Raw genomic sequence first — 17,864 nt, 5'->3', positions numbered from 1 at the left:
ACCGGGTCTCACAACCGACAATGGTCTTAGTAAAAAGTAACTACAAAAAAGAATGCTCAAGGTGTGGCGCTTAAAACTGTATTGCCATATAGCGAGAAATGAATAGCAATCAGAGGAGTAAACGAGGATGCCCGGCATGCTTACCGGGCGCCTGATAATGTGGCTCAGTGGCAGATCAGAAAGCGCTGTCCTGATGCACTTTAATGAACATAGGCGTTTCAGCTTTGCTGTAATCTACCTTGTATTCTTTTCCATTCAGTGTTTGAATGAACACCAGTGTCTTTTCGTCACCGAAAACATCGCCGGTTGTAATATCAACCAGTTCCATGTCCATCATTTTGGCTTCACGCTTGTTATCAGGGATTTTTCCCTCGTAGCGCTTAATACCTTTATAAGTCACGATTACCGGCGGATTTTCGTCACCGTTAACAATCAACAAATCAAACTTGCGAACTTTGTGGATGATTGTATTGCGGCCACTCACCAGGAAGGGCTTCTCAGTCATTCTTATCTCCATGCTGGCTGGCTAAAATTAGTGTACAGGAAAGATAGCAAAGAATCTGAAACCTTGCACTACGCCACAGGCAAATTTCGCCTTAAACCACCGACTTACGTTCATACCCTCAGGATTTCAGGTATACCTTTTCAGGCGCGTCCCAGCGCAACCATTCCCTGCCGGTAATATTTTTCATGACTTTTTCACAGCTTTTATCGTGAGACCCGGCCATATTACATTCCGTGACCGCTTTTAAATCAACGCGGAACAGAATTTGTTGTAGCTTCGCCAGCAAGCTCAGGTCCGACACGTTCTGGGCCATGGGTAACTTCACCGTTACACGATTAGGAAACGCGCAATCTGACGGCTTCGTTTCAGCATTCACTCCATTGCATCCTCCGCTGGCCAGTAAAAACGACCAGATGGCGCCCGGTTCGCGGGTATTTTGTAATTCCACACGGAAGAAGTTATGTCCGGCATTCACCGACTGGTACATCGTTGGTTTGTCCAGCGGCGGTGTTTGTTCCACCGGCAATGAATGGTTCTCATCAAAATTAAGCCCCATCGTCAGGCGCAGTTCTGTAGCTCTGCTTAGCAAAGCTTCATTGGCATCCAACAGAATATGATTGTTATTCAGCTTTTTATCGCAGGCATGATGAAACTGCAAAAAGGCGACTTTATCTGACTGCCAGTCGTTATTGACGAAGTTCAACGGGATCCACCTGCCCTCTACTTTTACTTCCGGTTGGCTCAGATAAAAAGCCAGATAGTTTATTTTCCACAGATCTTTATCCACCGTGACTTCCCAGGCACAATCTTCACCTAATGAGAGGTCGGTAAATTCCACGGGGATATCTCCGGGAGCTTTGCTGCTACCGAACAGATCGCCGCAGCCTGTCAGCATCAGAAAAGTCGGGATCAGGAAAATCCATTTCATGTTCATAATTGCGCTTAATTTAAAACTTACACCACTACCATAGTGAGCGGGCAGCCACCATTTCGTCAACCCGACAAAAGACTAACGGGGCAAAGAATGAGGTGCGCGGAAACCGTACGCTTTTTACTAACAACTTTAACCGCCGGGTGTTACAACTGCAGGCTGACCAACTTTTCGCCAGGTAATTGAATTCACGGGCTGTATAGGGTGACAAGCCACAAAAAACTGCTTATACTTCGCCCCGCTTGTAAAAACCAGTGCGCAGTTCTTCAGCAAACACTGGCTCTCCACACAAGCTTCTTAAAGTTAGAATGGCCCTATAGCTCAGTTGGTTAGAGCACACGACTCATAATCGTTAGGTCCCTGGTTCGAGTCCAGGTGGGGCCACCATTATCTCAACCGCAACATCATTACATAACAAACAACCCCGCCACTTCCTGCCATCGGGCTTCGCTTTCCGCCACCAGCAATTTGCCGGTAATTTGCGGTGTGTACTCGCTGCCGTCAATCATTCTCGCTACTGCACCGGCTTCTTTGGTAATGAGTAATCCGGCGCCGTGATCCCACAAGTTGAGTTTATTCTGGAATAACACGAAAGAGACGGCGCCGGTGTTGAGCAAACGATATTCTGCTGCCGCACAGCGGTAATCCATCACCCGCCCCATTTTCATTACGGCTTTTACTGCTTGTTCCCGCTCTTCCTCCTTTGTGACGCCGAAAGAGTAACATCCCATGGTATCCGTGAGTGGCAGTGTACCGTGACGATTAGCGGTTAACGGAACGTCTGAACCGTTTATGCGCTGAAAAGCCCCCTGCCCTTTGACAGCCCATAAATAGTCTCCGGTCACTGGCTCAAATATAATGGCAGCGGTCATTTCGCCATGACTGGCGATACCCAGCATCACGCCGAAGTTCACCGAACCGTTGGCGTAATGCCAGGTCCCGTCGATGGGGTCGAGAACAAAACTGAGAGGTGCATCACCGAACCGTTCTAATGCTGCCGGATCTTCATACATACTTTCCTCACCAATCAGCAACGCGTCAGGAAACAGTTCACGGAGTCGCTGAAGAATGAAGGTTTCAGTCGCCTTATCTGCTACGGTCACGAGATCGTGGTGACTTAGCTTTTCTTCGATCTGCCCGTTTTGTAGTTGTCTGAAACGGGGCATGATTTCAGCGTCAGAGGCTTCTTTGCAGATACTGGCAAGCTGGTGTAACTGTTCTTTATCTATCATTTTGATCCCTGAGTGATATGACGAAGATAGAATTGGGGTTAGTCCCGTATATGTTCATAATGCCATGGTGAGCAAAACGTGCCAGACATGAATCATCAAACCGGACAACCGGGGCTGATTTCAACACCGGCAGCTCTGTTCTGAGCACCCATGCTGGTCTACACTACACCGCTAATTTTCCAAAAGGGTTACAATGCTGAATAAATTGATCTTATTACCGGTTAAAGGGCTGATCACCATACTGCCATTTGCCATTACTATCTATTTTCTTGTCTGGCTGGTCAGTACAACGGAAGCATTGTTATCGCCCTTTCTTCCTGAAGATTACTACTTCCCTGGCCTGGGCGTCGTTACAGTCATTCTCGCCCTGACTGCCGTCGGCATTTTAATTAATGCCTATCTGTTCAACTGGGTTATTTTGTTAGGTGAACGTATTTTTGCCCGCGTACCGGTAGTAAAAACATTGTTCGGTGCCGTGCAGGATGCAGTAGAACTGTTTGAAGTAAAGCCTGACGAAGACAGCAGAAAAGCGGTTTCGGTAGAAATGGAAGGTGGTATTAAGTTAATTGGCTTTATGACCAGCGATAAGGTGGCCAATAAGTTATTTCCTGATGAAGACAAAGTAGCCGTGTATTTACCCATGAGCTATCAGATTGGTGGTTACACGCTGTACTTACCGAGAGAAAAAGTTACGCCGCTGGATATCGATGTGGAAACCGCCATGCGCATAGCGGTGACCGGGGGTAATTCGATTGAAAAAGACAATTAGCCATAGTTGTTCTCAAAATCTCTGCTGAGATCTGCCAGCGTTACCTCTCCAAACCGCTGGAGCAAAAGTGCTTCAGCATCTTTCATCGCACCGTCGAGTGCGCGATTTACCGCATGCTCAATTAAACAATTATTGTGCTCATCAGTGAGTCCTATAGTAAATACACTTCTTTCACCAAGAGCACGGTGAATATCAAGCAATGTAATATCTGACAGGGAACATGAAAGCGACCATCCCCCCTTATGTCCTTTTACTGCTGCAACGTACCCGCACTCTCTTAAAAGCGCCATCGTTCTCCTGACCACCACAGGGTTTGTAGTAAGCATTTTAGCAATAGTTTCTGACGTTACGGGTTGTTCGTGCACGTCCAGATGAACCAGAACATGCAGCACCCGCGAAAGGCGGCTGTCTTTTCTCATTTCACATTCTCTAATTTCGATTAGTTGAGCATAACATGAAACTTTTAATGTTACATGATTCATGCTAACTTAAATTTGTAACATCATAAGTTACATTAATCTACCGGAGCGACATTATGAACTATGACGTCATCATTATCGGAGGCAGTTTCGCCGGTTTATCGGCAGCCATGCAACTGGTCCGTGCTCAACGCAATGTGCTGGTAATCGATTCAAATCTACCAAGAAACCGGTTTGCATCCGCATCTCACGGCGTATTCTGTCTGGACGGCAAAACACCGGATGAAATCCGTAAAACGGCATTAGAGCAACTATTTGCTTATCCGACCTTCACGTTATGGCAGGACGCTGTAACAACGACGGAAAAGCTGCAAAGTGTGTTTAAAGTCAGAACCAGGCAGGATATTGAAGCAACCGGCAGAAGGCTGATACTAGCTTGCGGCATCGCAGACAAATTGCCTGAACTACCGGGAATCAAAAAATACTGGGGTAAAAATGTTGTCCATTGCCCCTATTGTCACGGATACGAAATTCGCAATACTGAGCTTGGTGTACTGGCCACATCAGACATGTCTCTCCACCAGGCGGCAATGCTCCCGGACTGGGGCAATACAACATTATTCACTCAGGGCATGTATACGCCTGAAGGTGATCTTCTGTCACTTTTAGAATCCCGGAAAGTGCGTATAGAGGATACACCTGTCGTTGCAGTGAATGGTAATGATGCGAAAATGGACTCTGTCACCCTCGCAGGGGGGAGAATTATTCCTCTGGGCGGTTTGTATGTCTCTCCGCAAATAGAAGTGCATGCTCCCTTTCTGAAACAGCTAAACCTGGCCCTTACCGATTCACCGGCAGGCAAAGTTGTTTGTGTTGATGCTTTTAAAGAGAGTTCCGTTAAAGGCGTTTTCGTAGCCGGCGATTTATCTAACCCGATGCAGAGTGGAACACTTGCTGTTGCATCCGGAACATTTGCAGGTATCGGTGCGCATAAATCGTTGATATTTGACCAGACCTGAGTTTATGAATGGTGTTCTGAAGAAGCTTTGATAACATAACGCTATCTCCGGTATTTCAGAAGTATTAATAGTGAAATTAACATTAGCTCAGCCAGATCACATTCCCGCGCTACTTGAAATCGCAAAAGATGCGCGAATACCCAGGACAAGTGGCGTACCGGAAAATTGTAGTGAGCAGGACGTCCTGAAATGGATTGCTGCCGGAAAATCAATCCCTCCTCAGGAGATGCATTTCGTCATTACGATGGGCTCTGAAACGGCAGGATGCTGTATTTTGAAGAAAATGGACTGGCACAAGCGGGAAGCAGAACTTTCTTACTGGCTGGGAGTGGATTTCTGGGGAAAAGGCCTTGGAACAAAAGCGGCAGAAAGTATGTGTGAACTGGCTTTCGGAATACTCGGAATGAACAGACTGGTATCGCATTATCTGAAAAAGGGTAGTGCGCCTTCCGGAAAGATACTCGCAAAACTAGGCTTTACTGACGACGGGGACAAAGAGGATTTGCCGGCGGAAGGCCGTTTTCTCATTGAAGAAAGTGATGTATGGACCTTTGTAAAACTGAACAGAAGTCAGTTTATTTCAGGCCGCCATCCGGCGGCCTGAACAGAATTCACTTCGCGTAATCCACCACAAAGACGTCATCCAGAATGCCGAGTTCAGCGAGTAACTCACCGAACTTCTTGTGTTCCGGGTGAGGCAGATAATTATCCCGTGCCGCTTCATCAGTAAAAGTGAGCTGATAAATATGCGTAAAGCCTTTATTAAGCGCCTCCGGACTGTTATTCACCCCGTGCTCAAATGATTCAATACCCGGGATTTTATGCTCAAGCTCAGCAAACGCGCGGGTGACTTTATCAATATCCGCAGCACTCGCATCACTGGTATATTTAAATACAACAATATGTCTGACGGATTGTGACTCCGTATCTGCATTAGCGTTAAAGGTTGCGCACATAAATAAACACCATAGTAAAATTCGTATTTTCATTTTGACTCAGCATACTCTCTGGTTGATTGTTCTGACGTGGAATCTTCATCTGCCAGACCGGTTAAACGCGGGGTCATAGCAAACCTTGCTGCAATATCTTCTATCGTCTTTAACTGTGCCTCTCCAAGCTTACCGGCCCAGCCGGAAGTCACTTTACTGGTCTCCATTTTCTTTGTCGAATCAGGCACGTAAGCTGTTGAAGACGGCTTTTTGAAGTCCGGTACTTTAATATCAGCGCAATTCAGGTATCCGGCAATCTTCTGGAATTCCAAATCAGGATTTCTGGCCAGTTCTTCAAACCGCACGTAATGAAGAGAGTTACCGCCGAAGCTGTCTTCGATAAATTTCTCGGTAAGAAAATAATAGCCGGTAAGTCGCTCGAAATCTCCGGCTTTATCGATAGCACGGATGTCATCACTGAACCGGCTGAAGTAATCAGCCCTGCCATCATTCACATTGAGCAAATGGTTGGTCAGAGAAAAGTTTTCAAACGCACCTTCAGCCCAGTTTTTTCTCGCTTTGATGGAAGAAATCACCGCACGGGGGTCGCGGTAAATATGAATGACCGGACACTGATAAGTATCTTTCAGATATTTCAGGCTTAATGCCCCTTTCACATACTTCACTACAACCCGGTTTTTAAAAGCCCTGCCCGGGTCGAGTAGTGCCTGATCACGCAACACAAACGGATTGGTCAGTACGCCTTTTTGCGCCTGATGCAAAAGCGCTTTCATAGCCGGAGACGGCGGATGTGCCGCTGTCGCATAAGGCATAAAACCGTTAATGTAAGCATAACCCTGTTCAGGCAGTGCGATGCCCTGCACGGCTTTCTGAATATATCCGCACCTGGCCTGCAAAGGTTCAAACACCCGTTTGGCACTCAAACCTTCCGCGACCAATTCCTGTAACCACGTAGTACCACTACGCCAGAAACCGTTAATGACAACAGTTTCAGCGGTATTCACCCGCAATGCGTTTACCCTGTCGGGCGCACTTAACACATAACGTTTAAGCGCTTTCACATTTTCTAACATCAATGGGTTGTCCTGCTTATTATTCTGAACAGGTTAATATGCGTAAACTCACCAGTTGGATCTCGCCTCGCTCTCCCAGGCCCGCCAGACAAAACCAACACCTATACTGTAAGTCACATCTTTTTCATACAGCGGGCTGTCTTCATTGGCTGCCCCCTGATTAAATTGCAAAGATGTGCCCAGAAACCCGCGAACTTTATTCATAACAGGAAAAGACAATCCCAGCGACACTTCTGATCCCAGATAACCACCTTTGGCATTAAATTGGCGGCGTGTCGATGTAACATAAGCCTCATCTACCTGATAAAAGTAATCATGCAATTTTTCTGTCGCCCAGGTCATTCTGAATGCCAGACTCAGTCCGGTACTGTCGAAAAAAACGCCGCGCTGCTGATACCGTAAAGTCGGCTCAAAAACATAACCTCTGGTATGTAAGTCACCAAGATCCGTTGAAAACACAGCCCTTGCCTGCACTCTGCCGGTGAGCCTGCCATTTCCACCACGTTGGAATGAAAAATCCCGTATTTTGTAAATAAGCTGCGGACCGGCCTCGAACATATAATCCAGCTCAGGCATACCTTCCCGCGCCGTATTGTCGTCGCTGTCGGCAGAGAACGCGCCACTGAAACTCATGTCCAGTTCGAGTCTTTCATTTTCCAGAAATACAGCTCGTGCCCCGCCGTCACCGCCGATGCGAAAAATATCTCCGCGATAAATGGCGTAAGGTGCAGCAAGTCCCACAAAATTTCGCTCTTTGGATGCGGGGTAATTCGGTACTTCTATCATGCCGCCGCCAATACCCACTTCCCACAATGGCTGCTTTTCATCAAGCGACTCAAAACCGGTCAGGTTGCGGTTAGGTGAGTCGCCAGCAGCGGTAGTATCTTCGTCCGCAAGGGTGTAAAAGGCAGGCATCACAAGAAGCAGCGCCGGAATGAAAAACGATGATGAGCTCAATTCAAATCCCTTGTGTTGTCAGTGACATAATTGTGAGTGCCTGAGCCGAAGCTGATACCGGCGTGAATCATCTGTTTACCATTTCGGATATGCGGACAAACTCGTCATCCAGACTGTTTGACGGCATTGTCTCACCGGCACGGGTGTACCAGTAGCGGGCATTGAATTTATCGCCTTCCACCCGGTGCAGATAACCGTGAATTAAACATGACAATGCATCATTTTCTTTTTCTACAATCGCGTGTGCGCCGTCCCAGTTTCCATGAAAGGCTTTGTCCAGCGCCTGCTGATGAAGGTTTGTCACTAATTTTTTCTCCGTAAAGACAGTGTTTTCATCACCTTTTAAAACACTATATCACAGCCTTTTTCATTCGCATCACATACGGCTTATGTGACGACAGGCAACAACCCTTACTGGAAGAAATATTTACTAATAATGAAAAATTATAAAGCCTATAACTTTACATGATAACTATTATCATTTACATTCCCACTCCAAACGCACATCTCAATAAACTAATATTATTCAAGGAACACCCATGGTATACGATAAGTTGGGCTCAGGCGCTTTATTAACCGCGCTGGCAATTTCAGTGTCTGCAGCACATGCAGAGGAAGCAAAAACAGAGAAAACCGCAGCTGAAAAAGAGCAACAAGCGGTCGAACTGATCAAAATCCATGGTGTCCGCAACTCGATTTACAATGTAAAACGCTCAGGTGACGCCCGCCGTCTGGCCGACCTGATAGACACTCCCGCCACCATCACAGTACTGACAAAAGACCAGATTGAAGAATCCGGCCGTTCAGATCTTAAAGAAGTCTTGTCAACTCAGGCTGGTGTGACTCTGGGTACCGGCGAAAACGGTAACGCTTTCGGCGACCGCTATATTATCCGCGGACATGAAGCCCGTTCAGACGTATTTGTTGACGGCTTACGCGACCCCGGTATGAATACCCGCGAGAGTTTCTCTGTTGAGCAAATTGAAATCACCAAGGGACCCAGCTCAACGTTTGCCGGTCGCGGCTCATCAGGCGGTGCCATTAACAGCATTACCAAAAAAGCCTCTCTCGATTACGACTTCGGCCGTGTGGATGTAGGTGCAGGCACTGACAACTATCTGCGCGGCACGGTGGACGTGAACACGCCGCTAACCGAAAACTTCGCTACCCGTGTGAATATCATGAAAGCCACGGAAGATGCGCCTAAACGTGACGGTGCTGAGCGTGAAAGACAAGGTGCGCTGATTTCAGGGCTGTACGATAACCTTACAGATCTCAAGGTATGGGCGGACTTCTATTATCTCAAAGCTGAAGACGTACCGGATCTGGGCTCCACTGCCGTAAACGATGTCATCATCGAAGATATTCCGGTATACGCGCAAAACGGCGACTTTCTTACCTCAGAAGCGACATCCGGCACCTTACGGGTTGAATATGAACTGAATGATGACTGGAAAATTTACAGCATTACCCGCTACGGTAAAACGGATAACGGTTATCTGGCTACCAGCGCCGGCGGTACCACAGGTTACGCCACAGAAGAGGACGCCACAAACGGTACCAATGGTTACACGACCTTCACCTTCGGAACACATTCCAACTGGCAGGATGTAGAACATTTCGCAACCCAACTGAATCTGTTCGCCAATCTCGATACCGGCTCTGTAGAACACAAATTTTTGATCAGCGCTGAATATGCAGATTACTCCGTGTTGAACGGCCGCTATGCGGATACCGGTTCAGCAGCCACAACAAACTGCTGGGCATCAGGCCGCGGCGGCGTCAGTGAAACCTTCTGTGGACTGGACGCCAGCGGTAATGCTCCAGCCGGACTGAACAGTGTCATCGACCGTTCTGCCGCCTATGAAGGCGACTATACAGCGGATTACAAGTATGAAGTATTGGCATTGTCATTAATGGATACCATGCAGGTAACCAAAGAACTGATGGTATTTGCCGGCATCCGTTTCGATTCTTACGATTACAGCAACGGCACGGTTGGCCGCAGTGGTGCAGCAGACTTTGCTTATTCAGATACGCTGGTTAACGGCCACTTCGGTCTGGTCTATGAGGCCATGGATGATGTGAATCTTTATGCTTCATACGGCACCGCATCGAATATTAACGGCGGCGAATCTGATGTTGGCGGAAACTGCGGATACGGTGGCGTGTGTACTGATTCAGACGGCAACGCCTCAGCTGATCCGGAAACCGTAGAAAACCTGGAAATCGGTACGAAAATGTCCCTGAACGACGAATCGCTGTTTGTTCAGCTCGCCGCTTTCAAACTGACTAAAGACGATGTCATGGAAGGTGCCGGCAATAGTTACGAAGTTACCGGTTCTCTTAATACCGGTAAACATGAAGTGACCGGGGTTGAAGTCGCGGTGAATGGTCAGTTAACAGAGGCACTGAGCATTCAAATCAGTGGTGCCATTATGGATTCAGAAATCCTGGAGTCGGTATCCAGTCCTGACAGTGTTGGCCTGCCACTGGCTCTGTTTGCCAATAAGAGTTTTTATGCTCAGGCCCGTTATCAGTTAACTGAAGACTTCGCTTTCGGTGGTGACTTCACTTATAAAGATAAGATGACAGGTGGTCAGCCTGACACAGGTTCTTCCGGTCCGGTTGTGCCGTCTTACAACCTGGTGAATCTGTTTGCTCTCTATAACTTTACTGACGATATTACCGTACGTCTGAACTTTGGTAACGTGTTTGATAAAGAGTATTATACCTCTACATACCGTGCACCGAAGTTTATGTACATCGGTGACCGTCAGTCACTGCGCGCCACATTAACCTACCAGTTTTAAGGAAATTTCATGGTCCTGATTGAGCAATTGCTGTCTAAAGATGAAGTGCAGACTTTTCGTCAGCACCTCAGTCAGGTGCCATGGCTGGATGGGAAAGGCTCAGCGATGGGCATGTCTGCAGCAGTAAAAGACAATGCCCAGGCTGATCCGGAAAATGATACGGTACGGCAGTTAGCCAATCAGTTGCTGGCCAGATATGGCGAGCACCCGAAACTGGTGTCTGCCGTGTTACCTCAAAAAATTTTCCCCCCCTGCTTTAACCGCTACGGGCAGGGAGAAGCCTACGGTTTACATGTTGATGCCGCTGTAATGCGCATGCCCCGCTCGCCGGATGTAATGCGTTCAGATATGTCGATGACACTGTTTCTGTCAGAACCGGGCGAATATGAAGGCGGTGAACTGCTCATAAAAACTGAGTTTGGCGAAAAAAAAGTAAAACCCCGTGCCGGTGATGCTGTCACCTATCCGTCCGGCAGCTTACACATGGTAACACCGGTCACTTCCGGTGTGAGACTGGCCGCTATCACCTGGATGCAAAGTCTGGTTCCGGACACCCCGATGCGGGAAATCCTCTTTGAACTGGATCAGAACATTCAAAAGCTCAGCGTGAACGACACCGTATCACGTGAGCAACTGGACAGCCTGCACCACGTTTATCACAACCTGATCCGCAAAAACGCCGTGTTCTGAATCTATCGGGAAACCGGTGTTTGCAGATACTCCTCATCACTGACCTTTTCCATCCACACCACATTTTTACCATCACCGAATTGCTGAATGGCGATATGTGACATCATGGAATGCTCCGCAGCACCGTGCCAGTGTTTAACACCGGGCGGGGTCCACACCACATCGCCGGGCTTAATGGTTTGCTTTTCTTTACCCCATTCCTGAACGTATCCCGTACCTTCAGTAATAACGAGATGTTGTCCTTTGGGATGGGTGTGCCAGGCCGAGCGTGAACCTGGCGCAAAAGTGACACTGGCACCGGAAACACCGGCTTCTTTGTTACTGAAATACGGATTCACGATGCTGGTACCGGTGAAGAACTTGTCTGAGCCGGTGATTGCCTGCTGTTCACCGTTTTGCGTGACTTCAAGAGATTGCGCCGAAGACAATGAAGAAATAGCAAGTAAACAGACCACACTGAATGACGTTGCAAAAGTATGCATAAAACTGAGTTCCTGATGTTGGAAAGGTTATTCAGATTACGCCAAACCACCGCCAAAGTTTTTCAAAAGTTGTGCATAGCACCTATGAATCTTTTTAATAAATAGATGGGTTACAGTAGATTGAAAGGGGCCGTATATCCCCGGGATATACCATTAAAAAGCCCCCGGAGGATCAGGCAATACTTTCACAGGATCAGACTATCGCTTCTCTGCAAATTAGCGCTATCTTTTACAGTCAGGGATCTAAAGATTCATATTACGCATTAGCGCAATGCATATGCTGCCACCACAAAGAATCGCTTTCCCCCTGCATACAAACATTTTGAAACCCGTAATCTGAACAGGCCAGCTTCAAGGGAAATATCATGATTAAGCTTACCGTAAACGGTCGTCCCGAAACCTTTGACGGAGACCAGCAAATGCCACTGTTGTGGTATTTACGAGATGAAATCGCGCTTACCGGCACAAAGTTCGGGTGCGGTATGGCCCAGTGCGGTGCATGTACCGTGCACGTAAATGGCAAGCCGGTCAGATCCTGCGTCACTCCGATGCTGGCTTTGGAAGGAGCCGCTGTCGCCACCATTGAAGCCGCTGAAACCGACAGGATCGGTGCAGTTGTTCAGGCTGCCTGGATAGAGGAGCAGGCGCCACAATGTGGTTATTGCCAGTCTGGTCAAATCATGTCTGCGGTCGCGTTACTGAAAGAGAAACCTGCGCCTGATGATGATGATATTGATGCCGCCATGAGCGGAAACATTTGTCGTTGCGCAGCCTATCCACGGATCCGCAGCGCTATTCACCGTGCGGCAAGGGAGCTGAAATAATGATCATTAACCCTCCTCAACATCAGCAACAACCTGAAACAGCGCAACACGGTGTTGCTATTACCCGCAGACAGTTTCTGGCCGGAATGGGCGCACTGACACTGGCAGTAAACTTTAAAGGCCAGATTGCACTGGCAGCAGAAAACGCCGGTTCTGATGTCTTTATGCCCAACGCGTTTATTCAAATCGATAAAAACGGCTTTGTTACGATTATTTCCAGCTACATAGAAATGGGCCAGGGTACTTTTACCGGCCTTGCCACGCTGGCGGCAGAAGAATTACACATTACACCGGAGCAACTGCAGGTAACAGGCTCCCCTGCCGATTTAGAAAAATACGGCAACCCGGCACTGGCGGCGGTAGGTTTTAACGTGCAGGGCACCGGCGGCAGTACTGCTATGGCCGGTGCATGGAATGTAATGCGAACCGCAGCAGCATCGGCACGTCATATGTTACTTCAGGCGGCTGCCCTGGAGTGGAAAGTCCCGTTTAAAGAACTGGTTGTGGAAGACGGTATCGTTATTCACAAAGCAACGAATAAGCGTACCGGTTACGGTGCCTTTATCGATGCCGCTGCAGAGTTACCGGTGCCTGATGCAAGAACACTTACGTTTAAAAAACCGGCAGAGTATCAGCGCATTGGAAAAGCGGAAGGCATGCGCCGTGTCGACGTGCCGGAAAAAGTAAACGGCAAAGCGGTATATACTCAGGATATCAAACTACCGGATATGCTGGTAGCCGTCATTGCCCACCCGCCACGAAAATTCGCTAAAGTGGCGAGCGTGGATAAGGCGCCTGCCATGGCGGTGCCTGGCGTCGTTGCTGTACTGGAAATCCCCGGTGACAACGTGATTCAGGGCGGCGTAGCTGTGCTTGCCAAAAACACATGGGTTGCGAAGAAAGGCCGTGATGCGCTGAATATTCAATGGGACGGGAATACCGGTTCACACGCCGGTACCGCAGCCCTGTTTGAAGAATACAGACAACTGGCCGCGACGCCCGGGCTTGAAGTAGCAAACACCGGCCCGCAATTAGCTGAAGTGCCTGAAGGCGGTTATGAAATCGATGCGGTGTTTGAATTGCCTTACCTGGCTCACGCAGCAATGGAGCCGATGAACGCATTGATTCACCTTCAGGAAGACAGCTGTCATATGTGGAATGGCGAACAATGGCATACCGCAGACCAGGCAGCCATCGCCAGAGAAACCGGTTTGCCGGTTGAAAAAGTGCAGATCACTCAGCTTTACGCCGGTGGCAGTTTCGGCCGCCGTGCCGGCCCGGGCTGCGATTTTGTAATAGAAGCAACCCGTATTGCTAAAGTTGCCCGTGCTCAGGGCATAAACGTGCCAATCAAAATGGTGTGGCTGCGGGAAGAAGACATGGGGGGCATGCAGTATCGCCCGATGACAGTACACAACAACAAAATCATGATTAACGCCGATGGCAGTGTGGCTTCCTGGCGCTGGCGTGTTGTGGGGCAAAGTTTCTTCCCCATGCCGGCCACGCAGGTTGACCATACGCTGATGGAAGGTGCTCACGGCCTGCCCTACGCCATTAAAAACATGCTGGTAGAACAGCACCTGGTTAAGGGTGATGTACCTGTTTCGTGGTTACGCTCTGTAGGTCATACGCACTCGGCCTTTGTCGGTGAAGTGCTAATTGATGAAATTGCCGCTAAAACCGGACAGGACCCTTACCAGTTCAGACGTAAATTACTGGCTGATGCGCCTGAATTTTTAAACGTGCTGGATCTCGTTGCTGAAAAATCCGGCTGGAATACGCCACTTCCGCAAGGCCAAGAGGGCGAAAGGCGTGCACGGGGTATTGCCATACGTCAGTCGTTTAACACCATCGTTGCCCAGGTGGCGGAAGTCACAGTGCGCGCAGACAACACCTACAAAGTAGACAAGGTGTACTGCGCTGTGGACTGCGGCCAGGTAATTAACCCGGTCAATGTGGCGACACAGGTAGAGGGCGGGATCGGGTTTGCCATGTCATTCCTGAAACAGGAAATCACCTTGAAAGACGGTGTGGTAACACAGAGCAATTTCCACAATTATCCGGTTCTTCGTATCAATGAAGCACCTGCGGTGGAAGTGTTTACGGTAGACTCCGTGAAGCCGCCATCAGGGATCGGGGAGCCCGGCGTACCGCCTGCCGTTCCGGCTATCTTAAATGCCATCAGCAGCATAACCGGTAAAGTGGTTCGCAGGTTACCGCTGGGCGCTAAGGTGCTGGCTTAGTCGTTTTACGGTTGCAAATATAGCTGCAACGCTTAAATAAAAAGGGCCGGTGACTTACCTCACCGGCCCCTTCTTTTTCTTACCGGCGTTTAGCCGCCAGTCAGTCTTGCCATCACAGCTTCTTTTACTCTGCGGCCGTAGTCTTCACCGGCGGCATCGTATTGTGCAAACATGGCTTCCTGCACTTCAGCAGTTGCCTGGCTTAAACCATCTGCAATATTGCGTACCAGTTGCTGCTTTTGCGATTCGTTCATGATGCGGTACAGCTCGCCGGCCTGAGAAAAGTTATCATCATCCTGCGTATCGTAAATGTCCAGCCATGCATCCTGCTCCAGCGGCATGGGTGGCTCTGCATATTGCACAGCTTCTGCCGGCTCACCGGCCATAGCGCGGTTGTTCGGATAGAAGTTAGCACCACTGCTCGCCAGTGCAGGGTTAATACCGGCAAAAGCACCGTCACGCTGGTAGTTGTGCACAGGGCATTTTGGCGCATTTACAGGGATCTGATTCACATTCGCGCCCACACGGTAACGGTGTGCATCCTGATAAGCCAGCAAGCGCGCCTGTAACATTCTGTCCGGCGATACACCAATCCCCGGTACTAAATTATTCGGTGCAAACGCCGCCTGCTCCGTTTCTGCAAAGTAGTTATCAACATTACGGTTCAGCTCAAGCTGCCCGATTTCCTTTAACGGGAAGTCTTTGTGCGGCCATACTTTCGTTAAATCAAAAGGATTTATGTGGTATCTGCGGGCTTCCTCTTCCGTCATGATCTGTATCTTCACCGTCCAGGATGGATAGTCACCTTTATCGATGCTGGCAACCAGGTCCTGCTGTGCGCCGAAGGCCGGCATTTGTGCAGCTTCTTCACTGGTCAGCGTTTTAATCCCCTGATTAGTTTTGAAGTGCCATTTCACCCAGTAACGCTCACCTTTACTGTTCCATAAACTCAAAGTGTGAGAGCTGTATCCGTTCACATGGCGGTATGATAACGGGATCCCGCGGTCAGACATCAAAATGGTGGACTGGTGCAACGATTGCGGGTTATTCGCCCAGAATTCGTAAACCGACTGCGGATCAGGCAGATTAGTCCGCGGATTCTTCTTTTGACTGTGGATGAAGTCGGGGAATTTAATCCCGTCCCGTAAGAAGAATACCGGCGTGTTATTGCCCACCATATCCCAGTTTCCCTGCTCAGTGTAAAACTTCACAGCAAAGCCACGGGGATCACGGGCATAATCACTTGAATCCTGACCGCCGCCTACTGTCGAAAAGCGCAGAAATACCCGTGTTTGCTGACCTTCCTGCTGCAGGAAATCAGCTATCGTATAATCCGACAGGCTGTTGGTCAGCGTGAAGGTGCCGTAAGCCGCACTGCCTCTGGCATGGACAACACGCTCGGGAATACGCTCGCGGTTAAAGTGAGCCAGCTTCTCAAACAGGTAGTGATTGTCGAAAGTCACCGGCCCGCGACGACCCGCAGTGCGACTTTGATTATCATTCGCAACCGGCGCACCGTTAGCCGAGGTTAACGTAACTGATTGAGGGTTCTTACCCGAAAATGGACACTGACTCATAATATTATCCTTCTGAACTGACACTATTGTGATGGACAGATTTTTATTTAAGTGCTCGGGTAGAGACTGTTTCTGTCCGTTGAGAAGATTATGGTCGATTACTATTTTTGAATAAAACGAAGTAAATTGATTGTTTAAATTGATTTTAAAGATTAGAAACGCGAAGTTTAATCGGGATCTAAAAAGCCAGCTATCCCAGGGGATAGCTGGCCCGATAAAGATAACAAGTTAAGTAATCGCTCAAGGCTTTTCAGGTGCGTCCTGAAGCAATGTTTTAATTGACTCATTACCGGCTAGGTCTGCAAGATCTATCAGATAGCTTTTCTGCAACTCGTCCAGCGTTTGTCCCGTCAGCAGTTGCTTTACTCTCTCTTCTTCACCATTGGCTATTGCCGTTTTCAGTCCGGACATATTGGCTATGGGATTCACTATTGTTTCTCCTCAGCGGTGATAATAAATGTTCACAGAAAACAAAGCCCGCCGGAGGGCGGGCGCTTTACGTTTCGTCAAATTAGCTTTTCATTTTCATCAGGCCTTCGGCCTCAACGGTGAAGGTATTGAAGAATTCTTCTTCCATCTCGCCAGTAACGCGGACCCGCTCGCCCTTAATCAAGGTGAGCTTGCCATCCTGATCCAACGGCATGTCATCAAGATCGTCCAGCTCGACAGTCAGCGTTGAGTCGCCTACTTTTAGCTGCAGTGCTTTTTTACCGATAGACTGAACTGTACCCACCAGCACCATTTCTTCGTCATCCACGTCCAGTGAGTTTGCCGCGCTCAGATACATATCTGCAGAGTGCTGGTCCACATCGTCAGCCAGAAAGGTCGTTTCCAGCTCGTCCACAAAGACACTTTGTGCCACGATTCGGGAGTCAGTAAATAAACCATCATCCAGCTGTGCGGTTACCATGACATCCTTCCCTTCAAGCTCTTCATAAGCCTGTGCATCCAGGTCAGTATTATGGAGCTCTACAAAAATGGTGCCGTCACCGTAATCCAGCGTGAAGAACTTTGAATCCACATCAGTGACTTCACCGGTGAGCGTTATCCAAGTATCCGGCATATCTGCCAGACGCGTTGTGGTGTTGGAGTCCTGAGCCTGCATCACAGCTTTATTCATCCGGTCACGGGCGTTGGTCTGTTGCTGATTTTCCATTTTCACCGGCTGCATGGCACCGGTCTGTGTTTCAACCTGTTTGGCAGCAGCGGCACCGGCAACACTGGATAAAGTAGCAGTAACAAATACAGCAGCTAATGTTTTCTTCGTGTTCATCATAATGACCTCCTGAATTGATATGTCTTTTGAGAACAATGAATAATCATTCGGAGTTAGGTGATGCAAAGCCAGTGCCGCCCATTTAAATCAATAACTTAGAATGA

At 48.5% G+C, this 17,864-nt stretch carries 19 protein-coding genes and 1 tRNA gene; 8 read left to right on the top strand and 12 right to left on the bottom strand.

The features are described from left to right. Positions 1-175: 175 nt before the first annotated feature. Both J3369_RS05610 and J3369_RS05605 read right to left on the bottom strand, forming a co-directional pair. Positions 176-505, bottom strand: coding sequence for a hypothetical protein (locus J3369_RS05610; RefSeq protein WP_119500423.1), 330 nt, complete (start codon positions 503-505; stop codon positions 176-178). Between the two features lie 118 nt (positions 506-623). Further along, the gene (locus tag J3369_RS05605) at positions 624-1,433 is read right to left on the bottom strand and encodes an MbnP family protein (protein WP_349584792.1); all 810 of its coding nucleotides are present in this window, start codon (positions 1,431-1,433) and stop codon (positions 624-626) included. 313 nt (positions 1,434-1,746) lie between these two features. On the opposite strand from J3369_RS05605, the gene J3369_RS05600 reads away from it, so the two are divergent. After that, a tRNA-Ile gene (locus tag J3369_RS05600) sits at positions 1,747-1,823 on the top strand. A gap of 20 nt (positions 1,824-1,843) precedes the next feature. On the opposite strand, the gene J3369_RS05595 is transcribed toward J3369_RS05600, so the two are convergent. After that, complete coding sequence (locus tag J3369_RS05595) at positions 1,844-2,668, bottom strand: inositol monophosphatase family protein (protein WP_349584789.1); 825 nt, start codon at positions 2,666-2,668, stop codon at positions 1,844-1,846. A gap of 193 nt (positions 2,669-2,861) precedes the next feature. Between J3369_RS05595 and J3369_RS05590 the strand changes: the two genes are divergently transcribed. Further along, complete coding sequence (locus tag J3369_RS05590; protein WP_349584786.1) at positions 2,862-3,437, top strand: DUF502 domain-containing protein; 576 nt, start codon at positions 2,862-2,864, stop codon at positions 3,435-3,437. Here J3369_RS05590 and J3369_RS05585 read toward each other — a convergent pair. Further along, a complete protein-coding gene (locus J3369_RS05585) occupies positions 3,434-3,856 on the bottom strand; it encodes an RrF2 family transcriptional regulator (protein WP_349584783.1) in 423 nt (140 codons plus the stop codon). The genes J3369_RS05590 and J3369_RS05585 overlap by 4 nt on opposite strands. Before the next feature lie 116 nt (positions 3,857-3,972). On the opposite strand from J3369_RS05585, the gene J3369_RS05580 reads away from it, so the two are divergent. After that, positions 3,973-4,875 (top strand): NAD(P)/FAD-dependent oxidoreductase, encoded by a 903-nt coding sequence (locus J3369_RS05580; protein WP_349584780.1) that lies wholly within the window; start codon positions 3,973-3,975, stop codon positions 4,873-4,875. A 70-nt stretch (positions 4,876-4,945) separates the two neighbouring features. Beyond that, positions 4,946-5,479 (top strand): GNAT family N-acetyltransferase, encoded by a 534-nt coding sequence (locus J3369_RS05575; RefSeq protein ID WP_349584777.1) that lies wholly within the window; start codon positions 4,946-4,948, stop codon positions 5,477-5,479. A 7-nt stretch (positions 5,480-5,486) separates the two neighbouring features. Here J3369_RS05575 and J3369_RS05570 read toward each other — a convergent pair whose 3' ends face one another. From J3369_RS05570 to J3369_RS05555, 4 genes are all read right to left on the bottom strand, one after another. Next, the gene (locus tag J3369_RS05570) at positions 5,487-5,831 is read right to left on the bottom strand and encodes a Dabb family protein (RefSeq protein WP_349584774.1); all 345 of its coding nucleotides are present in this window, start codon (positions 5,829-5,831) and stop codon (positions 5,487-5,489) included. Between the two features lie 29 nt (positions 5,832-5,860). Further along, positions 5,861-6,898: a sulfotransferase gene (locus J3369_RS05565; RefSeq protein WP_349586184.1), complete on the bottom strand. Its 1,038-nt coding sequence runs from the start codon at positions 6,896-6,898 to the stop codon at positions 5,861-5,863. A 48-nt stretch (positions 6,899-6,946) separates the two neighbouring features. Next, positions 6,947-7,855 (bottom strand): MipA/OmpV family protein, encoded by a 909-nt coding sequence (locus tag J3369_RS05560; protein ID WP_349584771.1) that lies wholly within the window; start codon positions 7,853-7,855, stop codon positions 6,947-6,949. Between the two features lie 67 nt (positions 7,856-7,922). Continuing rightward, positions 7,923-8,159 (bottom strand): hypothetical protein, encoded by a 237-nt coding sequence (locus J3369_RS05555; protein ID WP_349584768.1) that lies wholly within the window; start codon positions 8,157-8,159, stop codon positions 7,923-7,925. A gap of 235 nt (positions 8,160-8,394) precedes the next feature. Here J3369_RS05555 and J3369_RS05550 point away from each other — a divergent pair, with 235 nt between their 5' ends. After that, complete coding sequence (locus J3369_RS05550) at positions 8,395-10,668, top strand: TonB-dependent receptor (RefSeq protein ID WP_349584765.1); 2,274 nt, start codon at positions 8,395-8,397, stop codon at positions 10,666-10,668. A 9-nt stretch (positions 10,669-10,677) separates the two neighbouring features. Then, positions 10,678-11,358, top strand: a complete 681-nt coding sequence (locus J3369_RS05545) for a Fe2+-dependent dioxygenase (protein ID WP_349584762.1) — start codon at positions 10,678-10,680, stop codon at positions 11,356-11,358. A 2-nt stretch (positions 11,359-11,360) separates the two neighbouring features. On the opposite strand, the gene J3369_RS05540 is transcribed toward J3369_RS05545, so the two are convergent. After that, complete coding sequence (locus J3369_RS05540) at positions 11,361-11,840, bottom strand: (R)-mandelonitrile lyase (RefSeq protein WP_349584759.1); 480 nt, start codon at positions 11,838-11,840, stop codon at positions 11,361-11,363. Between the two features lie 365 nt (positions 11,841-12,205). Between J3369_RS05540 and J3369_RS05535 the strand changes: the two genes are divergently transcribed. After that, on the top strand, positions 12,206-12,664 hold the full coding sequence (locus J3369_RS05535; protein WP_349584756.1) for a (2Fe-2S)-binding protein: 459 nt from the start codon (positions 12,206-12,208) through the stop codon (positions 12,662-12,664). Then, positions 12,664-14,907, top strand: a complete 2,244-nt coding sequence (locus tag J3369_RS05530; protein WP_349584754.1) for a xanthine dehydrogenase family protein molybdopterin-binding subunit — start codon at positions 12,664-12,666, stop codon at positions 14,905-14,907. The genes J3369_RS05535 and J3369_RS05530 overlap by 1 nt, the downstream gene beginning before the upstream one ends. Positions 14,908-14,996: 89 nt before the next feature. Here J3369_RS05530 and J3369_RS05525 read toward each other — a convergent pair whose 3' ends face one another. The 3 genes from J3369_RS05525 to J3369_RS05515 form a co-directional block, all read right to left on the bottom strand. After that, positions 14,997-16,484 (bottom strand): catalase, encoded by a 1,488-nt coding sequence (locus J3369_RS05525; RefSeq protein WP_349584752.1) that lies wholly within the window; start codon positions 16,482-16,484, stop codon positions 14,997-14,999. A gap of 240 nt (positions 16,485-16,724) precedes the next feature. Then, complete coding sequence (locus J3369_RS05520) at positions 16,725-16,913, bottom strand: hypothetical protein (RefSeq protein WP_349584749.1); 189 nt, start codon at positions 16,911-16,913, stop codon at positions 16,725-16,727. Between the two features lie 82 nt (positions 16,914-16,995). Then, positions 16,996-17,760, bottom strand: coding sequence for a hypothetical protein (locus J3369_RS05515; RefSeq protein ID WP_119500337.1), 765 nt, complete (start codon positions 17,758-17,760; stop codon positions 16,996-16,998). Positions 17,761-17,864: the final 104 nt, after the last annotated feature.

Origin of the sequence: Alteromonas sp. NFXS44 (genome assembly GCF_040148705.1) — a bacterium.
Lineage (GTDB): Bacteria > Pseudomonadota > Gammaproteobacteria > Enterobacterales > Alteromonadaceae > Alteromonas.
The sequence above is the reverse complement of the archived record's forward strand: the minus strand, read 5'-3'. Positions and strand labels throughout refer to the sequence as shown.

What these genes read in the sequence shown, in the direction of transcription:
- J3369_RS05515 (WP_119500337.1), bottom strand. Translation starts at nt 17,760, where the DNA reads ATGATGAACACGAAGAAAACATTAGCTGCTGTATTTGTTACTGCTACT.
- J3369_RS05605 (WP_349584792.1), bottom strand. Translation starts at nt 1,433, where the DNA reads ATGAAATGGATTTTCCTGATCCCGACTTTTCTGATGCTGACAGGCTGC.
- J3369_RS05565 (WP_349586184.1), bottom strand. Translation starts at nt 6,898, where the DNA reads ATGTTAGAAAATGTGAAAGCGCTTAAACGTTATGTGTTAAGTGCGCCC.
- J3369_RS05535 (WP_349584756.1), top strand. Translation starts at nt 12,206, where the DNA reads ATGATTAAGCTTACCGTAAACGGTCGTCCCGAAACCTTTGACGGAGAC.
- J3369_RS05570 (WP_349584774.1), bottom strand. Translation starts at nt 5,831, where the DNA reads ATGTGCGCAACCTTTAACGCTAATGCAGATACGGAGTCACAATCCGTC.
- J3369_RS05530 (WP_349584754.1), top strand. Translation starts at nt 12,664, where the DNA reads ATGATCATTAACCCTCCTCAACATCAGCAACAACCTGAAACAGCGCAA.
- J3369_RS05595 (WP_349584789.1), bottom strand. Translation starts at nt 2,668, where the DNA reads ATGATAGATAAAGAACAGTTACACCAGCTTGCCAGTATCTGCAAAGAA.
- J3369_RS05550 (WP_349584765.1), top strand. Translation starts at nt 8,395, where the DNA reads ATGGTATACGATAAGTTGGGCTCAGGCGCTTTATTAACCGCGCTGGCA.
- J3369_RS05580 (WP_349584780.1), top strand. Translation starts at nt 3,973, where the DNA reads ATGAACTATGACGTCATCATTATCGGAGGCAGTTTCGCCGGTTTATCG.
- J3369_RS05545 (WP_349584762.1), top strand. Translation starts at nt 10,678, where the DNA reads ATGGTCCTGATTGAGCAATTGCTGTCTAAAGATGAAGTGCAGACTTTT.
- J3369_RS05540 (WP_349584759.1), bottom strand. Translation starts at nt 11,840, where the DNA reads ATGCATACTTTTGCAACGTCATTCAGTGTGGTCTGTTTACTTGCTATT.
- J3369_RS05590 (WP_349584786.1), top strand. Translation starts at nt 2,862, where the DNA reads ATGCTGAATAAATTGATCTTATTACCGGTTAAAGGGCTGATCACCATA.
- J3369_RS05610 (WP_119500423.1), bottom strand. Translation starts at nt 505, where the DNA reads ATGACTGAGAAGCCCTTCCTGGTGAGTGGCCGCAATACAATCATCCAC.
- J3369_RS05585 (WP_349584783.1), bottom strand. Translation starts at nt 3,856, where the DNA reads ATGAGAAAAGACAGCCGCCTTTCGCGGGTGCTGCATGTTCTGGTTCAT.
- J3369_RS05525 (WP_349584752.1), bottom strand. Translation starts at nt 16,484, where the DNA reads ATGAGTCAGTGTCCATTTTCGGGTAAGAACCCTCAATCAGTTACGTTA.